Source organism: Sphingobium indicum B90A (genome assembly GCF_000264945.2).
Classification (GTDB): Bacteria; Pseudomonadota; Alphaproteobacteria; order Sphingomonadales; family Sphingomonadaceae; genus Sphingobium; species Sphingobium indicum.
On sequence record NZ_CP013070.1, the window covers coordinates 2,221,625 to 2,245,901 of the forward strand.

Annotated in this window: 20 protein-coding genes, 1 pseudogene and 1 other annotated feature; of the genes and pseudogenes, 14 read left to right on the top strand and 7 right to left on the bottom strand. The window is 62.4% G+C overall.

From position 1 onward, the window contains the following. Nucleotides 1-17 precede the first annotated feature (17 nt). From SIDU_RS10870 to SIDU_RS10885, 4 genes are read left to right on the top strand one after another with little or no spacing between them, the layout of a single operon-like run. Nucleotides 18-1,595, top strand: coding sequence for an aldehyde dehydrogenase (NADP(+)) (locus SIDU_RS10870; RefSeq protein WP_007686604.1), 1,578 nt, complete (start codon nucleotides 18-20; stop codon nucleotides 1,593-1,595). A 20-nt stretch (nucleotides 1,596-1,615) separates the two neighbouring features. After that, entirely contained in the window at nucleotides 1,616-2,593 is a 978-nt protein-coding gene (gene araD1 / locus SIDU_RS10875) for an AraD1 family protein (RefSeq protein WP_021223486.1), read from the top strand. After that, entirely contained in the window at nucleotides 2,590-3,513 is a 924-nt protein-coding gene (locus SIDU_RS10880; protein WP_007686608.1) for a Gfo/Idh/MocA family protein, read from the top strand. Before araD1 ends, SIDU_RS10880 begins: the two co-directional genes overlap by 4 nt. 17 nt (nucleotides 3,514-3,530) lie before the next feature. Beyond that, nucleotides 3,531-4,286 (top strand): FadR/GntR family transcriptional regulator, encoded by a 756-nt coding sequence (locus SIDU_RS10885; RefSeq protein ID WP_007686609.1) that lies wholly within the window; start codon nucleotides 3,531-3,533, stop codon nucleotides 4,284-4,286. 31 nt (nucleotides 4,287-4,317) lie between these two features. Here the strand turns inward: SIDU_RS10885 and SIDU_RS10890 are convergent. Then, nucleotides 4,318-5,199: pseudogene (locus SIDU_RS10890) on the bottom strand (YifB family Mg chelatase-like AAA ATPase); the annotation flags it as partial. A gap of 34 nt (nucleotides 5,200-5,233) precedes the next feature. On the opposite strand from SIDU_RS10890, the gene SIDU_RS10895 reads away from it, so the two are divergent. From SIDU_RS10895 to SIDU_RS10935, 9 genes are all read left to right on the top strand, one after another. Then, nucleotides 5,234-6,190, top strand: a complete 957-nt coding sequence (locus tag SIDU_RS10895; protein WP_158514627.1) for a recombinase family protein — start codon at nucleotides 5,234-5,236, stop codon at nucleotides 6,188-6,190. 39 nt (nucleotides 6,191-6,229) lie between these two features. Then, nucleotides 6,230-6,994: an IS6-like element IS6100 family transposase gene (locus SIDU_RS10900; RefSeq protein WP_001389365.1), complete on the top strand. Its 765-nt coding sequence runs from the start codon at nucleotides 6,230-6,232 to the stop codon at nucleotides 6,992-6,994. A gap of 299 nt (nucleotides 6,995-7,293) precedes the next feature. Continuing rightward, nucleotides 7,294-7,348 (top strand) — a sequence feature (sul1 is cis-regulatory element that is thought to sense ions involved in sulfur or methionine metabolism; They are found in Alphaproteobacteria). Between the two features lie 87 nt (nucleotides 7,349-7,435). Then, a complete protein-coding gene (locus tag SIDU_RS10905; protein WP_007684580.1) occupies nucleotides 7,436-8,920 on the top strand; it encodes a SulP family inorganic anion transporter in 1,485 nt (494 codons plus the stop codon). Between the two features lie 11 nt (nucleotides 8,921-8,931). Next, nucleotides 8,932-9,774, top strand: coding sequence for a universal stress protein (locus SIDU_RS10910; RefSeq protein ID WP_004213296.1), 843 nt, complete (start codon nucleotides 8,932-8,934; stop codon nucleotides 9,772-9,774). A gap of 154 nt (nucleotides 9,775-9,928) precedes the next feature. Continuing rightward, nucleotides 9,929-10,123 (top strand): TraR/DksA family transcriptional regulator, encoded by a 195-nt coding sequence (locus SIDU_RS10915; protein WP_004213295.1) that lies wholly within the window; start codon nucleotides 9,929-9,931, stop codon nucleotides 10,121-10,123. An 18-nt stretch (nucleotides 10,124-10,141) separates the two neighbouring features. Then, nucleotides 10,142-10,375, top strand: a complete 234-nt coding sequence (locus SIDU_RS10920) for a cold-shock protein (RefSeq protein ID WP_004213294.1) — start codon at nucleotides 10,142-10,144, stop codon at nucleotides 10,373-10,375. A 364-nt stretch (nucleotides 10,376-10,739) separates the two neighbouring features. Then, entirely contained in the window at nucleotides 10,740-11,276 is a 537-nt protein-coding gene (locus tag SIDU_RS10925; protein ID WP_007684581.1) for a plasmid mobilization protein, read from the top strand. Then, on the top strand, nucleotides 11,269-12,375 hold the full coding sequence (locus tag SIDU_RS10930) for a relaxase/mobilization nuclease domain-containing protein (protein WP_007684583.1): 1,107 nt from the start codon (nucleotides 11,269-11,271) through the stop codon (nucleotides 12,373-12,375). The genes SIDU_RS10925 and SIDU_RS10930 overlap by 8 nt, the downstream gene beginning before the upstream one ends. A gap of 139 nt (nucleotides 12,376-12,514) precedes the next feature. Continuing rightward, the gene (locus tag SIDU_RS10935; RefSeq protein WP_007684585.1) at nucleotides 12,515-13,147 is read left to right on the top strand and encodes a DUF6088 family protein; all 633 of its coding nucleotides are present in this window, start codon (nucleotides 12,515-12,517) and stop codon (nucleotides 13,145-13,147) included. Here the strand turns inward: SIDU_RS10935 and SIDU_RS10940 are convergent. Continuing rightward, entirely contained in the window at nucleotides 13,127-13,804 is a 678-nt protein-coding gene (locus SIDU_RS10940; RefSeq protein WP_007684587.1) for a hypothetical protein, read from the bottom strand. The genes SIDU_RS10935 and SIDU_RS10940 overlap by 21 nt on opposite strands. A 122-nt stretch (nucleotides 13,805-13,926) precedes the next feature. Here SIDU_RS10940 and SIDU_RS10945 point away from each other — a divergent pair, with 122 nt between their 5' ends. Next, the gene (locus tag SIDU_RS10945) at nucleotides 13,927-14,196 is read left to right on the top strand and encodes a hypothetical protein (RefSeq protein WP_233431813.1); all 270 of its coding nucleotides are present in this window, start codon (nucleotides 13,927-13,929) and stop codon (nucleotides 14,194-14,196) included. Nucleotides 14,197-14,316: 120 nt separating this feature from the next. Here the strand turns inward: SIDU_RS10945 and SIDU_RS10950 are convergent, their stop codons facing one another. From SIDU_RS10950 to SIDU_RS10965, 5 genes are read right to left on the bottom strand one after another with little or no spacing between them, the layout of a single operon-like run. Continuing rightward, nucleotides 14,317-17,346, bottom strand: coding sequence for a type III restriction-modification system endonuclease (locus tag SIDU_RS10950; RefSeq protein WP_007684592.1), 3,030 nt, complete (start codon nucleotides 17,344-17,346; stop codon nucleotides 14,317-14,319). A gap of 11 nt (nucleotides 17,347-17,357) precedes the next feature. Beyond that, nucleotides 17,358-19,295 carry a site-specific DNA-methyltransferase gene (locus SIDU_RS10955; RefSeq protein ID WP_233431814.1) on the bottom strand — a complete coding sequence of 646 codons (1,938 nt, stop codon included), beginning with the start codon at nucleotides 19,293-19,295 and terminating at the stop codon, nucleotides 17,358-17,360. Then, nucleotides 19,292-20,296 carry a phospholipase D-like domain-containing protein gene (locus tag SIDU_RS19335; RefSeq protein WP_148663256.1) on the bottom strand — a complete coding sequence of 335 codons (1,005 nt, stop codon included), beginning with the start codon at nucleotides 20,294-20,296 and terminating at the stop codon, nucleotides 19,292-19,294. The genes SIDU_RS10955 and SIDU_RS19335 overlap by 4 nt, the downstream gene beginning before the upstream one ends. Further along, the gene (locus SIDU_RS10960; RefSeq protein WP_007684595.1) at nucleotides 20,287-21,039 is read right to left on the bottom strand and encodes a DUF4391 domain-containing protein; all 753 of its coding nucleotides are present in this window, start codon (nucleotides 21,037-21,039) and stop codon (nucleotides 20,287-20,289) included. The genes SIDU_RS19335 and SIDU_RS10960 overlap by 10 nt, the downstream gene beginning before the upstream one ends. A 14-nt stretch (nucleotides 21,040-21,053) precedes the next feature. Further along, nucleotides 21,054-24,260 (bottom strand): helicase-related protein, encoded by a 3,207-nt coding sequence (locus tag SIDU_RS10965; protein WP_039979851.1) that lies wholly within the window; start codon nucleotides 24,258-24,260, stop codon nucleotides 21,054-21,056. Nucleotides 24,261-24,277: the final 17 nt, after the last annotated feature.

Genomic DNA, 24,277 nt, shown 5'->3' on the forward strand with positions numbered 1-24,277 from the left:
TTTCGGAGTTTATCCCCATGTTCAACGGAGCCATTCTTGTCGGCGCGAGCGAGCGCCAGGGCGGCGAACCCTTCTTCGCCATCGATCCGTCGACCGGCGCGAAGGGCGAGGTCGCCTTTCACAACGCTTCGGCCGCCGATGTGGCGGACGCCTGCGCGCTGGCCGACGCCGCGTTCGAGAGCTTCTCGACCCTGACGCCCGAAGCCCGCGCCGCCTTTCTGGAGGCGGTGGCCGACCGGATCATGGCCATTGGCGACCTGCTGATCACCACCGCCATGACCGAGACCGGCCTGCCGCGCGGGCGGCTGGAGGGCGAGCGGGGCCGCACCGTCGGCCAGCTTCGCCTGTTCGCAGGCTATGTGCGCCAGGGCGACTGGCTGGACGCCACCATCGACAAGGCATTGCCGGAGCGCCAGCCGCTGCCGCGCAGCGACCTGCGCCGCGTCAACCAGCCGGTCGGTCCTGTCGCCGTGTTCGGCGCGTCCAACTTCCCGCTCGCCTTCTCGGTCGCGGGCGGCGACACCGCATCCGCCTTCGCCGCGGGTTGCCCGGTGGTGGTGAAGGGCCATCCGGCCCATCCCGGCACCGGCGAACTGGTCGCCCGCGCCATCGCCGCGGCGGTCAGGGACAGCGGCCTGCATGAAGGCGTGTTTTCCTACCTGCCCGGCACGACCAACGACCTGGGCGGCGCGCTGGTGGCCGATCCGCGCATCAAGGCTGTGGGCTTCACCGGGTCGCGGGGCGGCGGCCTTGCCCTCATGAAGATCGCGGCCGAGCGCAAGGAGCCGATCCCGGTCTATGCCGAAATGTCGAGCATCAATCCGGTCGTGCTGCTGCCCGGCGCGCTCGCCGCCCGCGCCGAAGCGCTGGGCACCGCCTTCGTCGGATCGCTGACGCTGTTTTCGGGCCAGTTCTGCACCAATCCCGGACTGGTGATCGCGATCGACAGCCCCGATCTGGACCGTTTCGTCGCTTCGGCGGCCCAGGCCCTGTCGGGCAATGCGGCGCAGGTCATGCTGACGCCCGGCATCCATGCCGCCTATGAAAAGGGCGTCGCGGCGCTGGCCGGGGCGGAGGGCGTCACCACCATCGCCCGCGGCATGGCGGCGGACGGCGTCCATCGCGGCCAGCATGCTCTGTTCGCCGCCAGCGGCGAGCAGTTCCGCGCCAATCCGGCGCTGGCGCATGAAGTGTTCGGTTCCTCCTCCATCCTCGTCAAATGCGCGACGATCGATGAGGTCATCGACACCATCGCCCGGATGGAGGGGCAGTTGACCGCGACGCTCCAGATGGACGACGGCGACCAGGCCGATGCCGCGAAGCTGCTGCCCACCCTGTCCCGCAAGGTCGGGCGCGTGCTGGCGAACGGCTGGCCGACCGGGGTGGAAGTCACCCATGCCATGGTGCATGGCGGCCCCTTCCCCTCCACCTCCGACGGCCGTTCGACGTCCGTGGGCACGCTGGCGATGATGCGCTTCCTGCGGCCGGTCTGCTATCAGGACGTGGCCGACGCGGTGCTGCCGCCCGCCCTCCAGGCCGCCAATCCGTGGAAGCTCAACCGCCGCGTCGAAGGCAGGCTGGAGATCGCCCGGTGAGCCTGTCCGGGACGCCATCCATGATCCGTTCGCTGGTCCAGTTCGAGGAGGGCGGCCGCCGCGGCGTCGCCGCCCTTGACGGAACCGGCGCGGCCCGGCGGGTGGAGGGCGCGGATTCCACCCGCGCGCTGGCGCTGGAGGCGATCGCGGCGGGGCAAGGCCTGGCCGCCATGGCCGAAGCGCGGCTGGGCGGGACGGTGGACCTTTCCGCCGTCCGGCTGCTCTGCCCCATCGACCATGAGGATGCCGCGCATCTGCTGGTCGCGGGCACGGGCCTTACCCATCTCGGATCGGCGGAGGGCCGCGACAAGATGCACAAGGCGGCCGCGTCGGGCGATCTGACCGACAGCATGCGCATGTTCCTGATGGGCGTGGAGGGCGGCAAGCCCGCCGACGGCGGCATCGGCGCGCAGCCCGAATGGTTCTACAAGGGCGACGGCCGGACACTGGTCCATCCCGGCGAGGATTTCGCCATGCCCGCCTTCGCGGAGGATGGCGGGGAGGAGCCGGAGGTCGCCGGCATCTACCTGATCGACGCGGACGGCGCGCCGGTCAGGCTGGGCTTTGCCCTGGGCAATGAATTTTCCGATCATGTCACCGAACGCGGCAATTATCTCTGGCTCGCGCACAGCAAGCTGCGTCAGGCCGCGCTGGGGCCGGAACTGCTGCTGGGCGACCTGCCCGACGACCTGCGCGGCACCAGCCGCATCGTCCGCGATGGCGAGACGGTCTGGGAAAGGCCCTTCCTTTCCGGCGAGGCCAACATGTCGCACCGGATCGGCAATCTGGAACATCATCATTTCAAATATGGCCTGTTCCGTCGTCCGGGCGACATCCATGTCCATTTCTTCGGCACGGCCACCCTCTCCTTTTCGGACGGCTTCGCCGCGCGGGAAGGCGACGTGTTCGAGGTGGAGGCCGCGCCCTTCACCCTGCCGGTGCGCAACGGCCTGCGCCGCGCGGCGGACGAAGGCCTGGCAAGGGTGAAAGTCCTATGACCATCCGGGCAGGCCTTGTCGGGCTGGGCAAGATCGCCCGCGACCAGCATCTTCCCGCCATTGCGAGGACCGACGGCATAGAGCTGGTCGCCGTCGCCAGCCGCAATGCGCAGGGAGAGGGATTGAACAACTATCCCGATCTGGACGCGATGCTGGCCGGGGAGGCGGACATGGACGCCGTCATCCTCTGCCAGCCGCCGCAGGTCCGCTACCAGGCGGCGCGGCAGGCGATCCTGGCGGGCAAGCATGTCTTCCTGGAAAAGCCGCCGGGCGCCACCGTGTCGGAAGTGGAGGCGCTGATCGCCCTTGCCGGGGCCCAGGGCGTCACCCTCTATGCAAGCTGGCATAGCCGCCATGCCGCCGCGGTCGCGCAGGCGAAGGCGTGGATAGCGTCGCGCGCGATCCGCCGCATCGACATCCAGTGGCGCGAGGATGTCCGTCACTGGCATCCGGGCCAGCCCTGGATCTGGGAAGCGGGCGGCTTCGGCGTGTTCGATCCGGGCATCAACGCCCTGTCGATCCTGACGGAGATCGTGCCGGAGCCGGTGACGATGCTGTCGGCCAGGCTGGAAGTGCCGGAGAACAAGGACGCGCCCATCGGCGCGGCGCTCAGCATGGCGACGGCTTCGGGCGCGGCGGTGGAGGCCCTGTTCGACTGGCGCCAGACCGGCCCGCAGACCTGGGACATCGCGATCGAGACGGCGAACGGCAGCCTGCTGCTGTCGGAGGGCGGCAACACGCTGCGCCTGGACGGCGAAGTCCAGATCAAGGCGCCGGACGAGGAATATCCGGCCATGTACCGCCGCTTCGTCGGGCTGGTCGCGGACCGGGCGATCGACGCGGACATCGCGCCGTTGCGATTGGTGGCGGACGCCTTCCTTTGTGGCCGGCATTGCCCTACGACGGCCTTCGACGACTGAACAGGGGGGCCTGAACATTGGAAAGCGAGCGCAAGGACGTAACGGAACGCAAGATAGCTACGGACGAAGGCTCGCTTCGCATCCACCAGGCCATCGCCCGGCAATTGGGCACGGCGATCCTGATGGGAACCCACAAGCCCGGCGACCTGTTCGAGGGGGAGATAGAGGCGTCGGAGCGGCTCCGCGTGTCCCGCACCGCCTATCGGGAGGCGGTGCGCATCCTGATCGCCAAGGGGATGCTGGAAAGCCGGCCCAAGGCCGGAACCCGCGTGCTGCCGCGCAGCCGATGGAACGTGCTGGACCCGGAAATGCTGGCCTGGATGTTCGCGGGGGAACCGGACCGCGACTTCATCCGCGACCTGTTCGAACTGCGCGGGGTGATCGAGCCGGCGGCGGCCGAATTCGCGGCGCGGCGGCGGACCGACGAGCAACTGGCCGTCATGGCGCAGGCGCTGGACGAGATGGGAAAGCACGGCCTTTCGACGCCGGAGGGGCGGGCGGCGGACCAGCGTTTCCACCATGCGGTGCTGGCGGCGACGCATAATGACGCGCTCGCCGCGCTGGCCAGTTCGGTGGGAGCGGCGGTGGGTTGGACCACCACCTTCAAGCATCGCAAGAAGCTGCTGCCGCGCGATCCCCTGCCCGATCACGAGGCGGTCTATCAGGCCATCGCCGCCCGCGACACCGCCGCGGCGCGCAGCAGCATGGTGGAATTGCTGCGGCTGGCCATGGCCGACATGGACGTGGTGATGGCGGAACGCGGCAAGCCCTGAGCGAGGGCGCGCCGGCGGGCGGAATGCGCCGTCAGTTCACCGGGGCCCGCCGCCGGTAGCTGAGCGCCTCCGCCACATGGACGCGCCCGACCCGCTCGGCGCCGGCCAGGTCGGCGATGGTGCGCGCCACGCGCAGCACGCGGGTATAGCCCCGCGCCGACAGCTTCATCGCCGCGGCCGCCTGCGCCAGCAGTTCGCGGCCGGCCTGATCCGGCCCGGCGACGTCCTCCAGCCGCTCTCCATCCACCTCGGCATTGGTGCGCAGCGAAGTCCCTTCGTAGCGGCGCGTCTGCACCGTCCGCGCCGCCGCGACGCGGGCCGCGACCTCGGCCGATCCTTCGGCGGGAGGGGGCAGGACCAGGTCCGCCGCCGTCACCGCCTGCACCTCCACATGCAGGTCGATGCGGTCGAGCAACGGTCCCGACACCTTGGCCTGATAGTCCGCCGCGCAGCGCGGGGCGCGGGAACAGGCCAGCGCCGGGTCGCCCAGATGGCCGCAGCGGCAGGGGTTCATCGCCGCCACCAACTGCACCCGCGCCGGGAAGGTGACATGCGCATTGGCCCGCGCCACGGTGACTTCCCCCGTCTCCAGCGGCTGGCGCAGCGAGTCCAGGACGGTCCTCTGGAATTCGGGCAGTTCGTCGAGGAACAGCACGCCCAGATGCGCCATGCTGACCTCGCCCGGCCGCGCCTTGTGCCCGCCGCCGACCAGCGCCGCCATGGACGCGCTGTGATGCGGATTGCGAAAGGGCCGCGCCCGGCTGATCCGCCCGCCCTCCAGCGTTCCCGCGACACTCGCCACCATGGATGTTTCCAGCGCTTCGCCCGGCGTCAGTTCGGGCAATATGCCGGGCAGGCAACTCGCCATCAGCGACTTGCCCGCGCCGGGCGGGCCGACCATCAGCAGGTTATGGACATAAGACCCCTGCTTCGGGTAGCTTATGCCGATGGACGAAATGAACCCAAGCGCCTCCCCTATCCCCCGCCGAAAAGCCTACTCTTACTTGCGGTTTAGTACGCCTGAGCAGAGCAAGGGTGATAGCCGCCGCCGGCAAACAGACATGGCGGCCAAATACGCCCGCGAGCATGATCTGGAATTGGACACGGTCCTAACCTTCCACGATGAGGGCATATCAGGCTTCCGGGGCCGCAATGCCGAAGCGGGACGACTGGCAGATTTCCTCGAAGCCGTGAAGGTCGGGCTGGTCCCGCAAGGGTCAGTCTTGCTGGTAGAGCAGCTAGATCGTTTAAGCCGTTTGGTGCCCCGTAAGGCCATGCGAGTGTTGGAGGACATCGTGGAGGCGGGGGTTTCCGTTGTCACCCTTAACGATGGGCGCGAGTACACGCCGGCCTCCTTGGACCGAGACCCCACGGACCTACTGGTAGCTGTGCTGACCTTCATGCGGGCGAATGACGAGAGCGCCACCAAAGCAAAGCGTCTGTCCGCTGCTTGGGAAGCCAAGAGGGCAAACGTGGCCGCCAAGCCTCTCACAGGCATCGTCCCTGCGTGGCTTGAGTTAGATAAGCAGACCCAGCAGATCAAGGTGATCCCCGAGCGGGCAGCGATCGTTCGGCGTATATTTTCGATGACCTTAGATGGAACGGGGCAACACTCGATCGCGGCTACATTGAATGGTGAAGGGGTCGAGCCTTGGGGCACAGGGAAGCGCAAGGGCCTGCACTGGCATCGCTCCTATATTGCAAAGATACTCACCAATCCGGCCGTGATTGGCGTCCTCCATCCCCATCGGACCGAATATGCCGACGGCAAGAAACGGCGTATTCCGCTGGACACGGTGCCGCACTATTTCCCTGCTGTGATCTCGCCGGAGACGTGGGCAGACGCTCAGGCCCTGTTGACCGCCAAAGGGGCACCCAGAGGGGCTCTGTTGCAAAAATCGTGAAGCTTGAGCATGCTTGGCGGAGATTGGACGGACGGAACGATGACGGATTTCAAGTGGCGCCATTTCCAGGGTGATGTGATCCTGTGGGCGGTGCGCTGGTATTGTCGCTATCCGATCAGCTATCGCGACCTTGAGGAAATGCTGGCGGAACGCGGCATTTCGGTCGACCATACGACGATCTATCGCTGGGTCCAGTGCTACGCCCCGGAGATGGAGAAGCGGCTGCGCTGGTTCTGGCGGCGTGGCTTTGATCCGAGCTGGCGCCTGGATGAAACCTACGTCAAGGTGCGGGGCAAGTGGACCTACCTGTACCGGGCAGTCGACAAGCGGGGCGACACGATCGATTTCTACCTGTCGCCGACCCGCAGCGCCAAGGCAGCGAAGCGGTTCCTGGGCAAGGCCCTGCGAGGCCTGAAGCACTGGGAAAAGCCTGCCACGCTCAATACCGACAAAGCGCCGAGCTATGGTGCAGCGATCACCGAATTGAAGCGCGAAGGAAAGCTGGACCGGGAGACGGCCCACCGGCAGGTGAAGTATCTCAATAACGTGATCGAGGCCGATCACGGAAAGCTCAAGATACTGATCAAGCCGGTGCGCGGTTTCAAATCGATCCCCACGGCCTATGCCACGATCAAGGGATTCGAAGTCATGCGAGCCCTGCGCAAAGGACAGGCTCGCCCCTGGTGCCTGCAGCCCGGCATCAGGGGCGAGGTGCGCCTTGTGGAGAGAGCTTTTGGCATTGGGCCCTCGGCGCTGACGGAGGCCATGGGCATGCTCAACCACCATTTCGCAGCAGCCGCCTGATCGGCGCAGAGCGACAGCCTACCTCTGACTGCCGCCAATCTTTGCAACAGAGCCCAGTTCTGACAAGCGGCGGGCGGCAGAAATGCGTTGCGGTCATGGCCCGCCGGCAAGGTCGTCAGAAAGGAAGGTTTTTGCGAACAGCGGGTGGCGCATAAAACGGGCACAGATATACGTTTACGACTGAACCAGTCGAAGCGCGCTGGCCGCGACCGTCCCGAATGGGATGGTATTATGGGAATGCAGGCTGCTGATGTTCGCAGTTGCAATATGGTCCGATCAGTGACTATCTAGAGGCCTTCGACGGACCCGGATTGATTCGGGTGGCTCGGCCCGGCGCCTATCCCCGGGATAACCTTAGCGAATTTGGGCCTCGCTTCCGAGTATCGTTGATTGAACGCGTCTGACGGCGTGCGCCCCTCGCTATTGCGATCAGGTTTCTACATGACATTTGCTACTTCGCTTCGACGCGAATGGCTCTCGAACCCGCGCGCCGACGTGCTTGCGGGTATCGTCGTCGCGCTCGCGCTGATCCCGGAGGCCATCGGCTTCTCGATCATTGCCGGCGTCGATCCAAGCGTCGGGCTGTTTGCCTCCTTCTCCATCGCCGTCATCATCTCGCTCGTGGGCGGACGCCCCGGCATGATTTCGGCCGCAACCGCCGCCATTGCGGTTCTTGTCCTGCCGCTGATCCGCGATCACGGCGTCCAGTACCTCTTTGCCGCCACCATCCTCATGGGACTGATCCAGGGCGTCGCCGGCTTCCTGAAGCTCGACCTGCTGATGCAGTATGTGTCACGCTCGGTCATCACCGGCTTCGTCAACGCGCTCGCGATCCTAATCTTCATCGCGCAGCTTCCCCAGCTAACGAACGTCGGGTGGGAAACCTACGCGATGGTCGCGGCGGGCCTGGCGATCATCTACCTGTTCCCGCGTCTGACCAAGGCGATCCCGTCGCCGCTGGTCGCGATCGTGATCCTGACGATCGTCTCGATCTATGCCGGCATCAAGGTCAACACGGTGGGCGATATGGGCAAGCTGCCCTCGTCGCTGCCAGCGTTCGGCATCCCACAGGTGCCGTTCACGCTGGAAACGCTGCGCATCATTTTCCCCTATTCGCTGACGATGGCGGCGGTTGGCCTGCTGGAATCGATGATGACCGCGCAGATCGTCGATGATCTGACCGACACGCCATCGAACAAGCGCCGCGAGATGAAGGGGCAGGGTATCGCCAATTTTCTGACCGGCTTCCTCGGCGGGATGGGCGGCTGCGCCATGATCGGGCAGTCGGTCATCAACGTGAAGTCGGGCGGCTCCACCCGCCTTTCCACCTTTGTGTCGGGCGCGTTCCTGCTGTTCCTGATCGTCGTACTGGGGCCGCTGGTCGCCCGCATTCCGATGCCGGCGCTGGTCGCGGTGATGATTATGGTGTCGATCGGCACCTTCTCCTGGGGATCGATCAGGAACCTCAAGAGCCATCCGTGGCAGTCGTCGGTTGTCATGCTGGTGACGGTGCTGGTTGTCGTCTCGACGCACGATCTGGCGCAAGGCGTGGTCGCAGGCGTGATCCTGTCCGGTCTGTTCTTCGCCAGCAAGGTCAAGCGCCTGTTCGACGTGGCATCCGAGCTGAGCGCGGATGGCAGGACGCGGACCTACCGCGTCTCGGGTCAGGTGTTCTTCGCCTCGTCCGAGCGGTTCGCCGACGCCTTCGACTTCAAGGAGGTGCTGGACAATGTGGTCATCGACCTGACCGCCGCGCACTTCTGGGACATTTCGGCGGTGGGGAGCCTCGACAAGGCGATCCTCAAGTTCCGCCGCGAAGGCACCCATGTCGAGGTCATCGGCCTCAATCAGGCGAGCGCGACGATGGTCGATCGCTTCGCCGTCCATGACAAGCCCGGCGCCGAAGCAGCGCTCGGCGCCCACTGAGGAGAGGGCTTATGAACCGCATATTGGCCTGTATCGACGCATCCACCTACGCGACCAGCGTCGTCGATCTGGCGGCCTGGGCCGCTACCCGGCTCGGGGCCGATGTCGAGCTGCTGCACGTCGTCCAGCGCAAGGATGCCGTGGCATCGCGCAACGATCATAGCGGCGCGATCGGCCTCGGTGTCAAAAGCGAGCTGCTGGAAGAGCTGACCCGCATCGAGGAAGCGGCGGGGCGTCTTGCCATCGAGGAAGGGCGCATCCTGCTGGACGCAGGCGGCACTCGCTTGAAGGAGCAGGGCATCACGGTCGCGTCGATGCACCTGCATGGAGGGATCGTGGAGACGATCGTCGAGCGTGAAGCCGATGCTGCATTGGTCATCATCGGCAAGCGCGGCGCGTCGGGCGAGTTCGCGACCGACCATATCGGCTCCAAGGTCGAACGGGTCGTGCGTGCCAGCGACAAGCCGGTGCTGATCGCCTCACGCGAAGCCAAGGCACCTGACGCGGTGGTGATCGCCTTCGACAACAGCCCCGCCGCCTGCCGCGCTGTCCGTCATGTCGCTACCTCGCCGCTGTTCGGTGGTTTGCCAGTACACCTCGTCATGGCGGGGCCGGATGATGGCAAACACCGCGACCAGCTCGGCGCAGCGGCAGCAACGCTGCCCGCCTGTTCCGAAACCGTCCTGCGTGACGGCAAGGTCGATGCGGTGATCGGCGATCATATGGCGGCGCATCCCGGCGCGATGCTGGTGATGGGTGCCTATGGACACTCGCCGCTTCGCACCCTGATCGTCGGCAGCACGACGACAACGATGATCCGCACCGTTCGCGCCCCGGTACTGTTGGTACGCTGACATAGCCGGGGACGCGCCGGACCTTGATGCGCGGCGTCGGCAACTGCTGGCGCTTCGCGATCAGCTCGTCGCCGATGATGCTGCGGCCGAGGAAACGCGCGCCCCGGTCACGCTCGATCAGGAAAGCGTCGGCCGCCTGTCGCGGATCGACGCCATGCAGGTGCAGGCAATGGCACTGGCGGCGCAGCGGCACCGGCAAGCCGAATGTAGCCGCATCGACGCCGCACTGATGCGGATCGACAGCGGCGATTATGGCTGGTGCGTCCGCTGTGGTGAGGAAATCGAGGCCAAGCGCCTCGATCGTGCGCCCGCGACGACGATGTGCCTCGCCTGCGCCAAGGAGGGCTAGGCCCGAAAGGAAGGCATCATGCCGACCGGAACGATCAAATACCTCGACCGTGGTGGGGCCTGGGGCTTCATCTCTCGTGACGACAAGCAGCCCAAGGTCTTTGTCCACGTCCGAGCGGCGGAGCGCGCCGGGTTCACTGAGCTACGGCGCGGGCAGCGATGGCGCTTCACGCTCGTCGAGCGCCCCAAGGGCGGGTTTGAGGCCGATGATCTGGAAATGCTGTTCGACGAACCGCCCCCGCCCGGACGATAAGCAGTTTCCCAAAAACGAAGGTCGAGTGGGACGGCTGACGGCGGCAAGGCGCGCTCGATGGCAACGAGGTGCCATTTTCCCGAAATGTGTTCCCGATTGGCTTTTCCCGAAACTGCCCGGTGCAGATGGAGAAACGGGACAGCCTATGGCCGTCTGATCGACCTCCCGCTGGCGGTCGAAGTTGTTGGCAGACAGCGTGAGTGCGACGCCTCGTTTGCGAGCAGCGCCGGATGAGGGCGAGCACATTGGCAGCTAATTTGAGCACGGCGCCACGCGCCAGTGGCAGATAGCGTGAGCAGGAAATCGCGCTGTTGGCGAGCAGACGCCGCTACGATTGCGAGCCCCTACAAATAGCCTTTGATGCATGCCCGTCTTCACCTTCCGTCTCGACGATGACATCGCCCAGCGCTTCGATGCTGCGGCGGACAGCGCCGGTGGCCGCTCGGCTTTGCTGCGGCGCCTCGTCATGACTGCAGTGGACGCGGAGGCGGGCGGGACGCCGGGACCAGTCCGCCGGCGGGAGCGAACAACACGGCGGTTTGAGATCCGGCTGACCGATGCGGAAATTGCCGCGCTGGATGCCGAGGCCGATGCTTTGGGTATGAAGCGCACCGACTGGGTGACGAGGCTTGTGCGGCGCCGCCTGCATTCTGCGGCGCCGCTGCCGCTTGAAGAGCGGGCGGCAGTGGCTCAGGCGTGGCGCGAGCTCAACCGGATCGGCATCAATCTCAATCAGGCAACGCGTGCGCTCAATGCTTCGGTGATGGTCGAATCCGGGCTCGATGTCGCGCGCGAGGCGGCGCGGGTGGCAAGCTTTCGGACGGAAATCCGGATCGCGCTTGCCGGTCTCGGCGCCGCGCTCAAGGGCGATCTTGCCTATTGGGACAGCCTTGATGCTTGAGGAGGAGGGCATCCTGCCGCTGCCCAGCCTCATGGAGGCATGGCGGCCGCCCACCGGTGGGAAACGGATACTGCGGGGGGCTTATGTGCGCGTCGGACGGGGCGGATCGGGCCGGGGAGGGCAGGCGCGCGCCGCGCCGCTGAGCCAGTCCGAGGCTCGGGCCAAGCTCGAGCGGATCGTGCGCAAGGCCCCGGAGGTCATGGTCAAGGTCTCGGGCAAGCAATATGGCGCGCATCATCTATCCGAGCATTTCGACTATGTTGCTCGGCACGGGAAGCTCGCGGTGCGCTCGAGCGAGGGTGAGATCATTGACGATCCCAAGCGCCTGAAGGAGATTGCGCAGGACTGGACCATGCTCGACGAGGCGATGAACGAGCATGGCCGCGATCGGCCGACCTCGCTGTCGCTGGTCCTCTCCATGCCCGGCGGTTCGACCGATCCCGAGACGCTGCAGGACGCCGCCCAGGCGTTCGCCCGGATCCTGTTCGAGGACAATCACGCCTATATGCTGGCGCTCCATACAGATACCGATCATCCGCATGTCCATCTGACGGTGGCCACCGAAGGTGCGGACGGCACGCGGTTCAATCCGCGCAAGGCCGACCTCCATCATATGCGAGAGACATTCGCGCATGAGCTACGGGTGCGCGGCATCGCGGCTGAGGCGACGCCCAGACGCGCACGCGGTCACGTTCAAAAGCGTGTGCGCTCAGCAGCGCTGCATCTCGATGCTCGGATCGGTCAGGAGGGGCGCCGGCTCAATATGGATGAACTCAACGTGCTGCGCGCTCGGGCCTTTGCGCGCGCGCGCGATGAGGAACGGCGGCCGCAAGACGTGATGGCGCTGGTTCGCCAGAAGCAGATACGCGGTGCTTATGCGGAGGCGGCAGTGGCGCTTGCACGCACCGGCGAGGCCGACGACCAGGCGCTTTCCGACGAAATTGCGGGTTTCCTGGCGGCTATGCCGCCGGCGGTCTCCCGACGTCTGGCCCTGGCCCGCGAGATGATGCAGGGGCGGCAAGCGACAGAGCCGGCGCGCGAGCTGGAGGGTGGAGCTGGTCCCGAGCGGCCAGCGCCGGAGCGTGGGCGGGAGCGTTGATTTGCATGGGGCGGTTGATCTTGCGAAGGGATGCTCCCACTACCATGTGCTGGAATGTCTTGGAAAATCGAGAGAACTGGCGCTTTCTGTGGCCATGGCTTGTTAGAAAAAACCATGCTACTATCTAACAGACAGGAGCATGGACATGTCTGCGGTGGCTGACCGGATTATGAAGCGTGTGCGCGGCAAGGGCTGTGGCTGGGTGTTTACGCCCAAGCAGTTCGTCGACTTCGGTACGCGCGGCTCGGTCGACATGGCGCTGTCGCGTCTCGCGCATGCCGGTGACATCCGTCGGATCGGCCGCGGTCTCTACGACTATCCCCGCCAGCATGACAAGCTTGGTGCCCTGAGCCCGGATCCCGGGCAGCTGGCCCAGGCGCTCTCCGCGCAGAGCGGCGATGCGCTCGCGCCGTCGGGAGCGGCGGCGGCCAATAGCCTTGGTATCTCGACGCAGGTGCCCGCCCGGGTGAGCTACGCCACCAGCGGCCGCACCCGCACCGCCAAGGCTGGCGGCCGCAGCGTTACCTTGAAGCACAGCCGCGCGCCGGTGCTCGACGCGCCGGAGTCTGTGAATGCGATCGTCCAGGCGCTCGCGCATCTAGGGAAGGGCAATATCGACGCGGATGTGATCGGGCGCTTCGCCGCGCGCCTCGACGATGCCGGTACGCGCGCGCTGGTCGCGGCCCGCTCGGCCATGCCGGGCTGGATGGGCGACATTGTCCTCAAGATCCAGGCGTCGCGGAGAGATAGGTCATGCAGGGAGAAAGGGTAGCGCCGCTGGCGCCACCAGCAAATCTCCAGATGCAGGGTCGGGCACAAGGATGGGTACGGCCGGATAAAGTGTCGGCCATGTCGAATACTTGGCGATCCATGTCGCGGCGCTTGGAGACAGCCAGCCCGTCAAGGTCGTGATACTCGCATAGCGCTGCGCGAGCGGAAGCGCGATGATGGGTTCATAGTGGGCGACGCGGTTGCGCAATATACGCAGGTCGCGCAAGTCCCGCGCGATCACACCGCGCTGTACGCCTTTGGCCTGAAAGATGGGTCGCAGGCTTTGCCAGAGGTGGTGTGACTTGGGGCCGAAGAGTGACGCCCAGAAGCCGAAGTTCAACTCCGCTACGATCTGCGGACGGGTCGCTGCCTTCCCGTCTTTCTGCAGCGTTTGCCGTGCTTTTGCGATTGCGCCCGTCTGATAGTTCGTCACAAGGATCGCAGGATCGTCGATCCAGGCGGCGCCATGTTGGGCCGCAAGCCGCGCGTCCGCCATGTTACGCAGCACGACCTCGAGCATGTGTAGAGGGCCATAGAGGGCTGCGGAAAGCTGCACATTATAGGTGTACAGGCGCTCTGCGAGCGTCTGATCGGCTCCGGCCCACTTCAGATAAGTGTCGAAGCGGTCAGCGGACAAGGCATGAACGAATGTTGGCACGGGAACCTTTTCACTTGATTTTTAGGCACCCTTGCGCCATATGAGCTGGGTATCCCCCGGCGGTCCCTGCTTTGCAAACCGTCGGGGCACTTTATTTCTAGACATCGTCGATTCGATCTTCAATGCCGTTGCTGGAGCAGCGCAGCGTGAATGAACTCGCGCGCCGCCGGCATGCGAGGAGATTTTGCGTGATCACAGCGAAATACATCCCGTGGGACCCGATTGGCGCGATGCCCGACGACCGAAAAGACGGTCGCCTCATGCTGCTCTGGGAAGGAGATCGTCCCGTAATCGGCCGGTGGGATGACGGGCGTAAGGGATGGGAAGATCCGGAAGGCATGCACCTTTTCGAGGAGATCACCTATTGGGCGGATATCAATTCACCGGAATGACCCTTGCTCGTCGGATGATAAATGATTGATATAAAACGATAAAAGGTTGATAATGTTACTTATGTTAAGCTTCGCGAATTTGGCCTCGAGAAGACGCTGTCGTTCGCGAGGCCAATAAGTTCAGCTATGTTCCATGAGGTCATTTATCCTGGTGGCCTTGACGTAACGGGCCGGATTTTGGTTGATCGCCAGAGCTTTGAAATGTGCCTCTCCGCAAGCGATCTTTGCCGCTTCGTTGTCCCGCAGATCATCCGCGAACAGGCTGCCCTTAGTTTCGACGACGAAATAAAGGCGTTCCTCGCCATCCATCTGCACGAGAACCGCCCAATCGGGATTGTAGGTTCCAAGCGGCGTCGGCACTTTGAACCAGCCGGGGAGCTTGGCGTAAACCTTCACGGCCTCGTTCTTTTCGAGCTGTTCGGCGAAAGTGCGCTCGACGCCGCCCGAGTCATAGACAACATGCTCGAACACGGATTTCTGTGTGTCCTTGAGCATGTTCTTAAGGTAGCCGGTCAGCTCCTCCTGCTCGAACAGCTCCTGCGCATAGAAGGTATCGACGCCGACGCGCTGATATTTGATGCCATCGACGAGAGCCAACCGCTTGGTGCGGTTGATAACCTCGGCGGCCAGCTCGATGAAGGCTTGCGGATTGCGCTTGAAATCCGACAGCCTGCCGCTCTCGGTCAGGATGGTGACGAGACTGCGCCGCGTGAGCTGGGTGCGATCCTGAAGATCAGTCAGCACGTCGGGCAGGACGATATCGCCCTCCTCGATGGTCACGGGGCCGGACGTGGAGGTTTCGGTTGCGAGCACGCCGCCCTGCCCGATGGCCAGGTCGGCCTTGCGGATGGTGACGCGCGCTTTGGCAATCGGCGGCGCACCGGCAATGGCCTTGACGCAATCGTCGATCAGCTTCGCGTTGTCGAAATGCACCCGATAGGTCGTCTTGTGCTTGATGCGCTCCCACAGCGCCTGGAATTCGGCGCTTTGCAGGACGGCCTGACGGGTTTTGACCGTGACGCGCTCGTCGGCATTCTTGATGTCGAGCTTGCCAGCGACCTTGCGCAGGACTTCTTTCACCTGCGGCAAATGCGCGGCGTATTCAGGCGGGAGGGTCAGAGTCCCCTCCTTCAGTGCCTGCCGCAGCTTGTCCTGCACCTTGCCTCTGGCGTCGATCATCTGCTCGGCCTTGAGGAAGTCAAAGATCGACGTCGATTCCTCGAAGCCCAGCATCGTGAGCGTACCGTCGTCCTTCTGGATCGGGATCGCCGCGAACTGGTGCTGCTCGACGATACCGAAGCGAATGCCGGTGTCGGCCTCGATTTCCTTCTGGAGGTTGTCGGCGAAGGTCTCATAGCTCTCGGTCGCGACCACCGTGAGCGTGTTGATCTCGAAGCCACGCAGCCGTTCACCCTGCTGGTTGACGCACAGGCGCAGGCCGCGACCGATGGTCTGGCGGCGTTCCCGCTCCGTGCCGATTTCACGCAGAGCGCAAATCTGGAACACGTTGGGATTGTCCCAGCCCTCTTTCAGGGCGGAGTGGGAAAAGATGAACTTGAGCTTCGTCTCGAAGCCCAAGAGCTTTTCCTTGTCCTTCATGATGAGGTTATAGGCGCGCTCGGCGCTGTCGCGGTTCGCCTGATTGTTGTCGGCGGTGTCCGTCCAGCGCTTGTTCTTGTCGATGGAGAAATAGCCGTCATGCACGTCCTCGGCTTCGGACGTGAGGTCGACTTCCTTGAACAGGCTGGAAAATTCGGGAAGCTTGGCGGCGCGGCGATATTCTTCCTCGAACATCGTCGCATATTTGCCTTTCACGGCATTTCCGTCCTCATCGTATGAGCGGTAGTGATCCACGGCGTCGATGAAGAACAGGCTCAGCACCTTGATGCCAAGCGGTGCTAGGCGCTTTTCCTTTTCCAGGTGCTCCTGGATCGTGCGGCGGATCATCAGCCGCTTGATGGCGTCCGCATCCACGTCGCCGATGGCTTCACCGACCGAGAGGAAGGTTTCGGAGCCGTCAGTTTTCACCTCCAGCAATGAGCTGTCGCCGGAAACGCGGATTTCGCCGATGCGGCAATTCTTATAGACGGCGCGGCCAGTCTCATCCTCAAGATCGTCCCCGTCCTGCACGGTGATTTCCTTGCGACGGACTTGTGCGCCCTGCTGCGCGTCCACTTCGATGCGGGCTGTAACAGCGCCGCCCCGGTTGTTGGCCGACAGGAAACGCAAATAGGCCTTGTTATGGCCGCCCTCGACTTCGAGCGAGGCCACTTCGATCTGCTTGACCAGCTTGCGCTCATAGGCGTCCACGGCGTCAAGCCGGTAGACCATGTGATGCTTGTCCACGTGGGTAGCGGAATAACGCAGGGTGCAGAGCGGGTTCATCATGCCGAGCGCCTGCTTGCCGCTGCCCTGCAAGCCGCCGTCAACGCTCTGCGGTTCATCGACGATGATGACGGGGCGCGTCGCACGGATCAGGTCGATGGGCGCTTCGCCGCCCGTCTTCTCGCTATCCTTGTAGAGGTTGTTCACGTCCTTCTTGTTGATCGCGCCCACGGTGACGACCATGATCTGAATGGTCGGGCTGGTGGCAAAGTTCCGCACTTGGCCGAGCTTGGCGGAATCGTAGAGGAAATAGTCGAAGGGCTGGCCGGAATAGAGGCCTTTGAAATGCTCCTCGGTGATCTGGAGCGTCTTGTAGACGCCCTCCTTGATCGCGACGGACGGCACGACGATCACGAATTTGGTGAAGCCGAAACGCTTGTTCAGCTCGAAGACCGTGCGGAGGTAAACGTAGGTCTTGCCCGTCCCCGTCTCCATTTCGACGGTGAAGTCGCCGGACGCGAGCGCCGACGACGGCGGCAGACCGTTGCGGAGCTGAATATCCTTCAGGTTAGTAACGATCTCATCGTCGAGCAGGGATAGCCGGTTGCCGATGCCCAATTCGTTTTCGACAAGGCCAAGTTCACCCTGAACGCCGGTAAATGCGCCCAGGTCTAAACCCGCCTGCCCCGTTGAATCGCGCAGCGGGCGCGGACGGCGCGTGACGGTGAATTCGGTGCGGTTGATTTCCTGCCCACGGAAAAGATCACAGACGGCCTCGATTGCCGTGTGCTGATAATCGAGATCGGGCTCGAAATGCAGTTTCATTCCGGCCTCCCTTACAGACTACGCACGTCAAGAATGCCGTTCTGGTTCAGGATCGCGGCCATATTGGATTTGGCAACGTCATCAGCGAAGCCGGAATCCTTGAAGACCACGCGGGTGTCCACGGCAGGGGCAAGCTCTTTCCGCCATGCGACAATTCCGTTGGCGAGGGTTTCGACCGTTTCCTTGGACAGCCCATCGGCCAGACAGGCAATCAGCGCGCCGCCGCCGATGGAACGGACGACCTTACCCGCAACCTCCTTCGTTTGAATAGGTACACACAGGTCAAGCCCCAGCTTGAGCAGCAGCTCATAAAGCACGTCCTGCTCTGTGCGTCCCGCCACAAGGTGCTCGGCATTGGCGAGCAGCGTGCCTTCAAGGTCTGAAGGCTCTGGATCCCATGCACGAATATTGGAAGATGCGAGCTTGAAAACCCGAAAACCCACATCACCAGCGAACATGGGATTTGCCGCCTTAATGCGCTCTCCTGCGGCTTTTATGCGGGCTTTCGTTACCTCAAAGATTGTGGGAAATTTCTTGTTACCGTCGACCGGCTCCGGCAGTTGAGCGAGAATGAACCGGCGGTTACCGCCAGTGTCTTTGTTCAGTTCCATAACGGCATGACCCGTCGTGCCGCTGCCAGCGAAGAAGTCCAAAACGATGGCGTCCGGGTCGTTCCCGGTCGCAGCGAGCAAGCTATCGTAGACAGCCCAAAGGCTCTTCGGGAAGGTAAACGGCGATCCGGGAACCAATTCGCCAACAAGGCCGGTTCCATTGTCGTTGGCGTCATACCGCTTGTCGTTCCAAATGGTTCGATAGAGGCCAAAGGTTTTCCCAAGTTCGATCTCGTAGCCATAGCTCGTTTGCTTGGCGCGCAGCATCGAAGCAATTCCCTCGACCGATTGCCGCGCATAGCGCCACTTGCGCTCCACTCCCGCCTTATCGATTGGATAAACGTACGAAATGCCGTCAATCACTTCGGTTTGCTTGGGATGGAATTCGTCGGGGCAAACATCACCAAAGCCGACAATCGCGCCGTCCTTTACCATGATCGGGTAGAAGCAATTCTTGGCATCGGAGCGTTCCGATTCAGAGCCCCAATTCCGAAGATGCGACCAGTCCACATCTGCATCATCGATCTTTCGGTCGCAGATTGCCTTGGTGCCTGCCGGGTAAACAAAATACGCGTATTCATGAACGTAAGAGAAATTCTTACCCTGCACGCCGCGCGGGTTATGAACGACAGGGACGCAGACGTGATCGAAGTTCCCTTCTTCAAAGACCTCACGGAGTATCACGCCAAGTTGGCTGACTTCGTTGTCATCAATCGTGATGACTAAAACACCATCCGGTGCCAAAAGATTTCTCGCAAGTTTGAGGCGCGGATAAATCATCGATAGCCAGTTAGTATGGAAGCGGCCTCCCGACTCCGGATTACTTTGAAGCTTCTTCTCTCCCTCGACCTGACCAGTCACCTCAAGATAGGTGCGAACACCATCGTGATAGTCGTTCGGGTATATGAGATTCCGCCCGGTATTGTAGGGCGGGTCAATATAGATTGCTTTGATTTTTCGGTTATAGCTCTTCTGCAGGAGCTTGAGGACTTCGAGGTTGTCACCTTCAATCAGGAGATTGCGCGTCCCGTCCCACTCGACGCTTTCATCCGGACGTGGCAGGAGCGTGCCGGTTGAAGGCGTCAATGCGATCTGTCGCGCTTGACGCTTGCCGTGCCAAGATAGCCCGTATTTTTCATCGGCGGTCGAGACCGTCGCGTCGCCGACCAGCTGCTTCAATACCTCAACATCGACGGCATATCCGCCGTCGCTATTCTCGACGAGTAAAGCGGGGAAAAGCTCCAGCAAGCGGGCGATATTCTCTTCAACGAGATTTTGGCTTTGGGTAAGCGCGTCGCCCATTTCGATTTTTTTCATTTGCTCAAGACTCTTACTCACGAATTTTTCCCTACTTTCGCTCGCATATAGCGGGCGACCAATGGAAGCATACGCTTCAAATTTCCGCTGGTGCCGCCCCCGGATTTTGGCTTACCACCTGCGCTCTCAGGCAGATAGGTGCGCCAGGTGGATAACTTGAACGGCCCTTCGTCTTGTGCGCGCTGCTTAACAAATGCACTGAGCGTGGCCGCCGTTTTTGCATCCTTGGATAACGTGTAGGTGTCTGCCTCCTGCTTAGAAAGCAGGCTCATATTGCCCGGATTAACGAGAAAAAACTGCCGAAGCCCAAAGAAGTTTTGACGTATGTGACCGCTCAATTGCGCCTTACCATGCGCGCGTCGAGATATTTCTTTCGACGCATCATCCGTCTGGCGAGAAAGCCATTTTAGAAAATCATCGTAATCCCCAAAACGCGTGGGTCGCATAATGCGGGATGCTACCCTATCTTCTTCAATATTCAGAATTGGCGGTAGCTTTTTCTTTATATTTGCGACCTCTTTCTCATACGACTTCACGTAGTCGACAAGATCATCAAATTTCAGAGGCTTAAAAAGGCGTGAGTATTCGCCAAACATTTGATCCATCAGGTCGCGCCGCGCTTGGTCACGTTCAAACCACAGAACCTCAGCGGCATTTCCAGACAACGCCCGCGTGCTGAGATTGGCGCTGCCAATCAAATATCCCTGCTGACCGCTATAAATTTTAGCGTGAGCGGACGGGCTCACGAAAAGTGCTACCTCGTTGCACGTGGCGTAATGACGTTGGATAAAATCTCGTAGCGCTGGAGGATTCAGAGAGCCGAGCGCCCATTCCACGGGTGACGTTAAATCAAGGCGCACGAAAAGGCGAAGGCTGTTGGCTTCGATGTTGAGCGCATTAAGTGCGCCCATGGAATAGAAAGCCGTAGCAATAGTTACATCGCCCGCCCCGATTGAATCGAGATCTGCAATGACAGGGCCAACAATCGCCCTCGGTGCCTTTGCTTGACTATTCACAGCCATTTAGAGTTTTCCGCAAGTTCGGCCTCGCGCCTTTGTATTTCCATGTTCATTTCCACGCGACGAGCAAGATGCTTCTCGCGCTTGGCTTTGCCTCGCAACACCTCGATTTCTTTGCTCATTTTCGCGTGCGCGTCGAGCGCCTGACGACGTCTGATGACAATTTCACCATTATCGGTTGCCGCGAAGGCCCCCGTCAACCGCGAAGCGTTGAGCGCTTCCAGCCGCCCGATCCAGCCGGAATAGAGGCTGTGGAGGTCGGTTCGGGGTTGCGCCGCCAGCGCCAGGCTCGCTAAAAACGCCGTCTGCATCGCATCTGCACCGTCCAGATGCAGGCCAGCGGCGGCGACAACGCCCTCCACTACGACGCGGCCAGCTTCGTTCTGCGCCTTGCGCTTGTGCGCGGCGGATAGGGTCAAACCGCCCTCATCCGACGTTATGAGAAACACGGGATATGGAATGGCGCGGTGGATCAGTTCGATCAGTCGCGTCCCCTTGGCACCGGCACGGAAGGCGCAACCGATGACGGCGATTTCTAGATAGTCGCGCTCCTCGTCGGCAAAGGCTGGGACGCCGATGGTCGCGGGCTTGCAGGCCGCAAACCATTGCAGCTCGTCAACGCCTTCCTGAATGGCGCGCTTGTCCGTGCTGGTCGGCGCACCCTGCTCGATCAGCAGTTTCTTGGGAACACGGGCATCGACCCTCGCGCCGGTTGGAAGCGCAAGAGCATCAACGATGGCGCGCACGCTTCCATCCGCTGTCATACGCCCTCGGATGCAGCAGGCGGCAGGATGACGACGAAGGCGACGACCTCAAAATCATTGATACCGGCGAATTCGCCCTTGAGGGCATGGGTGCCGCCGGGTGAGAACAGGCTCGCGATGGCGCGCTCCTCGCTCTTGCCCGCAATCGAGGCGACAGCACGGGCGAGAAGCGATTGATAACTTTCCATGTCGCGGCCAAGCCGCGTGTCCTTGTCGAAGCGCGCGCAGGCCTCTGCATCGGGAAAATCGCGCCCGATGGCGGTTTTCTTGAGCCGGTCGAGCACCTGCTTGGCCTGCGTGTAGGGCAACAGGACTTCGCCCTCGTCGCCAACATGGACGACGAAATTGGGGCTCAAGGGATAGCCAGGTTCGGCGGCATGCGCTGCGGCGTCGCCCACGGCGCGCAGGCAGAAGATGACGCCGGGCGGCAAATCATTGTCCGATGCGGTCGGCTCCAGCCCCGACACGACGGCATAGGTGCCGAGCGGCAGGGTTTCGAGCTGGTCGCGATGGTCGCGCAGATGGCCTGCAAGATCGATGCGGAAATCGTTGAGCGTCAGGTCGGCGATGGAAACGCCGCTCGATAAATCCTCCAGGTCGATCACCGCGTCCTGCATCTTCTGCAATTGGGCGCGGCGATACTCCAGGTCGTTCATCTGGTTTCCGGCCTGAAACTCGATGACGTTCTCCTCGCCCGTCGCCGAAACGTCGAGCAGCACCATGCGGCCACTGACGCGGGATTCGAGGTCGAGATATTCGTCCAGCTCCATGTTCGGCCAGAAATTGACGAGCTGGATGCGGGTGTTGGTCGAGCCGATACGGTCGATACGCCCGAAACGCTGGATGATGCGCACCGGATTCCAGTGGATGTCGTAATTCACGAGGAAATCGCAGTCCTGAAGGTTCTGGCCTTCGGAAATGCAGTCCGTGCCGATGAGAAGGTCAATCTCGCCCTCGCCCGCCATTTCCTCCGGCCGCTCCTTGGAGCGGGGCGAAAAGGCGCTCAGGATCGAACTCATATCCGAGCGCAGGCCGGGCAAGCTGGATTTGTTCGCGCCGGTGCCGCTGACCACGGCGAGGTTGATGCCAAGCGCCGAATGCGCCCAGCCCGCAAGCTCGCGGTACAGATAGTCCGCCGTGTCGGCGAAGGCCGTGAAGAGCAGCAGCTTGCGGTTATCGCCGTTGATCGGCGCATCAACCTTGTGTGCTATCAGCTCCTTGAGGGCGGCGAGCTTCGCGTCCCGCTCGGGCGTGACGGCGCGCGCCGCCGATAACAACGTGGCCAACCGGTTGCGGTCTTCGATCAGGTCTTGCCGCCAGCGCACGCGATCAACGTCCTGCAACAGCACCTTAACCTTGCGCCCGACGAGCAGCGCCTCGAATGCGGGATCGTCGATATCAACATCGTCAATGGCCAGCTCATCGACGGACTCCTCGTGGGTATCGATCTTGGCGAGAAGCGCGTTCACGTCATCGAGCTGGCGCTTGATGGTGAGGGCGAAAGACGCGACCGAGCTTTCCATGCGCTTCAGGATATTGACCCGCAGCAGATGAATCAGGCTTTCCTCGCGGTCGACCTGCCGGAAGAAGCTCTCGCCGCCCCGGACTTTGGTGCTGTATTTTTCGTCGTAGGCGGCCTGCTTGTGCGGAAGCACGTATCGCAAGGGCGCATAAGCGCCGAGCGTCAGCCGCCGGATTTCGTTGTTGATCTCGCGGATGGGGCGGAACTCGCCCGCCAGGTCAACGTCGGCCTTGATGTTGACCGGACGCAGACGCTCGGGGAACTGGCCGGTTTCCTCCGTGCCGTAGTAGCGCTGCACATGCTTACGCGACCGCGCAATGGTGAGCATGTCGAGCAGCTTGAAATAATCGAAGCCCAGCATGTCCATCAGCCGCGCGGGGCGTCGCTCATCCTCGGGGAGGTCGAGCCAGCGGTTGAATTGCCCCTGCGCCTTGCGGATGGTCGCCTCGATGCTCGGAATACCGTGCTCGATCAGGGCAATGTCACTGCCTTCGGTCATGAAGGCGATCTGGTTCTTGAGGTCGGCCAGCCGGTTGTTGACCGGCGTTGCCGACAGCATCAGCACCTTGGTTTTCACGCCCGCCTTGATGATGCGCTTCATCAGGTGGTCGTATCGCGTGTCGCGATCCTTATGGGTCGCCTTGTTGCGGAAGTTATGGGACTCGTCGATCACGACGAGATCGTAGTTGCCCCAATTCACATGCCCGAGGTCGATATCGCCCGACAAACCGCCGTCGCGCGACAGGTCGGTATGGTTCAGCACGTCATAATTGAAGCGGTCGCCTGCCAGGACGTTGCGGCGATCATTGGCCTTGTAGAGCGTCCAGTTGTCGCGCAGCCGCTTGGGACAGAGCACCAAAACGCGGTCGTTGCGCAGCTCGTAGTATTTGATGACGGCCAGGGCCTCGAAGGTTTTGCCGAGACCGACGCTATCGGCGATTATGCAGCCGCCGATGCGCTCCAGCTTGTCGATAGCGCCGACGACGCCATCCCGCTGAAACTTGAACAGCTTGTTCCAGACGGTCGTGTTGCGGATGCCCGTCGCGGACTTGATAATCCGCTCCTCGTCCAGCTCGTCGCCCAAATCCCTGAACAGCTCGTAGAGCACCTTAAAATAAAGCAGAGAAGGTGGGCGATGGCTCGCAGCCACGTTAAGGCTGATGGGAAGTTGGCTCGGGTTCGGTTTCACTCCGCACCAATTTGCCTGAAACCAGTCGGCGAATGCCTCCGCTTCTGCTTCTGTATCGGAAAGCTGGACAAGGCCCAGTCGGTCACCTGGTGTAACTCCCAAGCCATCGGTGGTGAACCCGCATGTGCCGGTCAGAACGTGGCGGTTGCGGTTTTCAGAAATAATGATCATGGATTGGGGCGGCGCAGTTGGGACGTGGCGGACCTCGGCATGTTTGCTCAGCCATTCAACGGCGATTTTGGCAAGCCATCGACCCTGCAATTTACCGCGTGCGGCAATGTCGGCAGGGCCGCCGTAGAGGGAATTCGTAATGGCACTGTCAGAGCCAAGAAGGATCCGACAGTGTCCGATCTTGCTGAGATGGTCGTGCATTTCGGCAAATGCGTAAAGCGAGAAGACAGGCGACATAAAATCAACCGCTGCGTCCGGCTGCAGCCAGTCCCGAAGCCTATCAATAACTCGCTCATTTCCACTGTTACGCAAAAGCTTCATAGAATTCCGATCTTTGC

Excerpts from the sequence above, each read along its gene's own strand:
- SIDU_RS10935 (WP_007684585.1), top strand. The coding sequence starts at position 12,515 with ATGGACATGTCTGCGGTGGCTGACCGGATTATGAAGCGTGTGCGCGGC.
- SIDU_RS10910 (WP_004213296.1), top strand. The coding sequence starts at position 8,932 with ATGAACCGCATATTGGCCTGTATCGACGCATCCACCTACGCGACCAGC.
- SIDU_RS10905 (WP_007684580.1), top strand. The coding sequence starts at position 7,436 with ATGACATTTGCTACTTCGCTTCGACGCGAATGGCTCTCGAACCCGCGC.
- SIDU_RS19335 (WP_148663256.1), bottom strand. The coding sequence starts at position 20,296 with ATGGCTGTGAATAGTCAAGCAAAGGCACCGAGGGCGATTGTTGGCCCT.
- SIDU_RS10950 (WP_007684592.1), bottom strand. The coding sequence starts at position 17,346 with ATGAAACTGCATTTCGAGCCCGATCTCGATTATCAGCACACGGCAATC.
- SIDU_RS10965 (WP_039979851.1), bottom strand. The coding sequence starts at position 24,260 with ATGAAGCTTTTGCGTAACAGTGGAAATGAGCGAGTTATTGATAGGCTT.
- SIDU_RS10900 (WP_001389365.1), top strand. The coding sequence starts at position 6,230 with ATGACGGATTTCAAGTGGCGCCATTTCCAGGGTGATGTGATCCTGTGG.
- SIDU_RS10880 (WP_007686608.1), top strand. The coding sequence starts at position 2,590 with ATGACCATCCGGGCAGGCCTTGTCGGGCTGGGCAAGATCGCCCGCGAC.
- SIDU_RS10945 (WP_233431813.1), top strand. The coding sequence starts at position 13,927 with ATGCCGTTGCTGGAGCAGCGCAGCGTGAATGAACTCGCGCGCCGCCGG.
- SIDU_RS10930 (WP_007684583.1), top strand. The coding sequence starts at position 11,269 with ATGCTTGAGGAGGAGGGCATCCTGCCGCTGCCCAGCCTCATGGAGGCA.
- SIDU_RS10925 (WP_007684581.1), top strand. The coding sequence starts at position 10,740 with ATGCCCGTCTTCACCTTCCGTCTCGACGATGACATCGCCCAGCGCTTC.
- SIDU_RS10920 (WP_004213294.1), top strand. The coding sequence starts at position 10,142 with ATGCCGACCGGAACGATCAAATACCTCGACCGTGGTGGGGCCTGGGGC.
- SIDU_RS10870 (WP_007686604.1), top strand. The coding sequence starts at position 18 with ATGTTCAACGGAGCCATTCTTGTCGGCGCGAGCGAGCGCCAGGGCGGC.
- SIDU_RS10895 (WP_158514627.1), top strand. The coding sequence starts at position 5,234 with ATGGACGAAATGAACCCAAGCGCCTCCCCTATCCCCCGCCGAAAAGCC.
- SIDU_RS10915 (WP_004213295.1), top strand. The coding sequence starts at position 9,929 with ATGCAGGTGCAGGCAATGGCACTGGCGGCGCAGCGGCACCGGCAAGCC.
- araD1 (WP_021223486.1), top strand. The coding sequence starts at position 1,616 with ATGATCCGTTCGCTGGTCCAGTTCGAGGAGGGCGGCCGCCGCGGCGTC.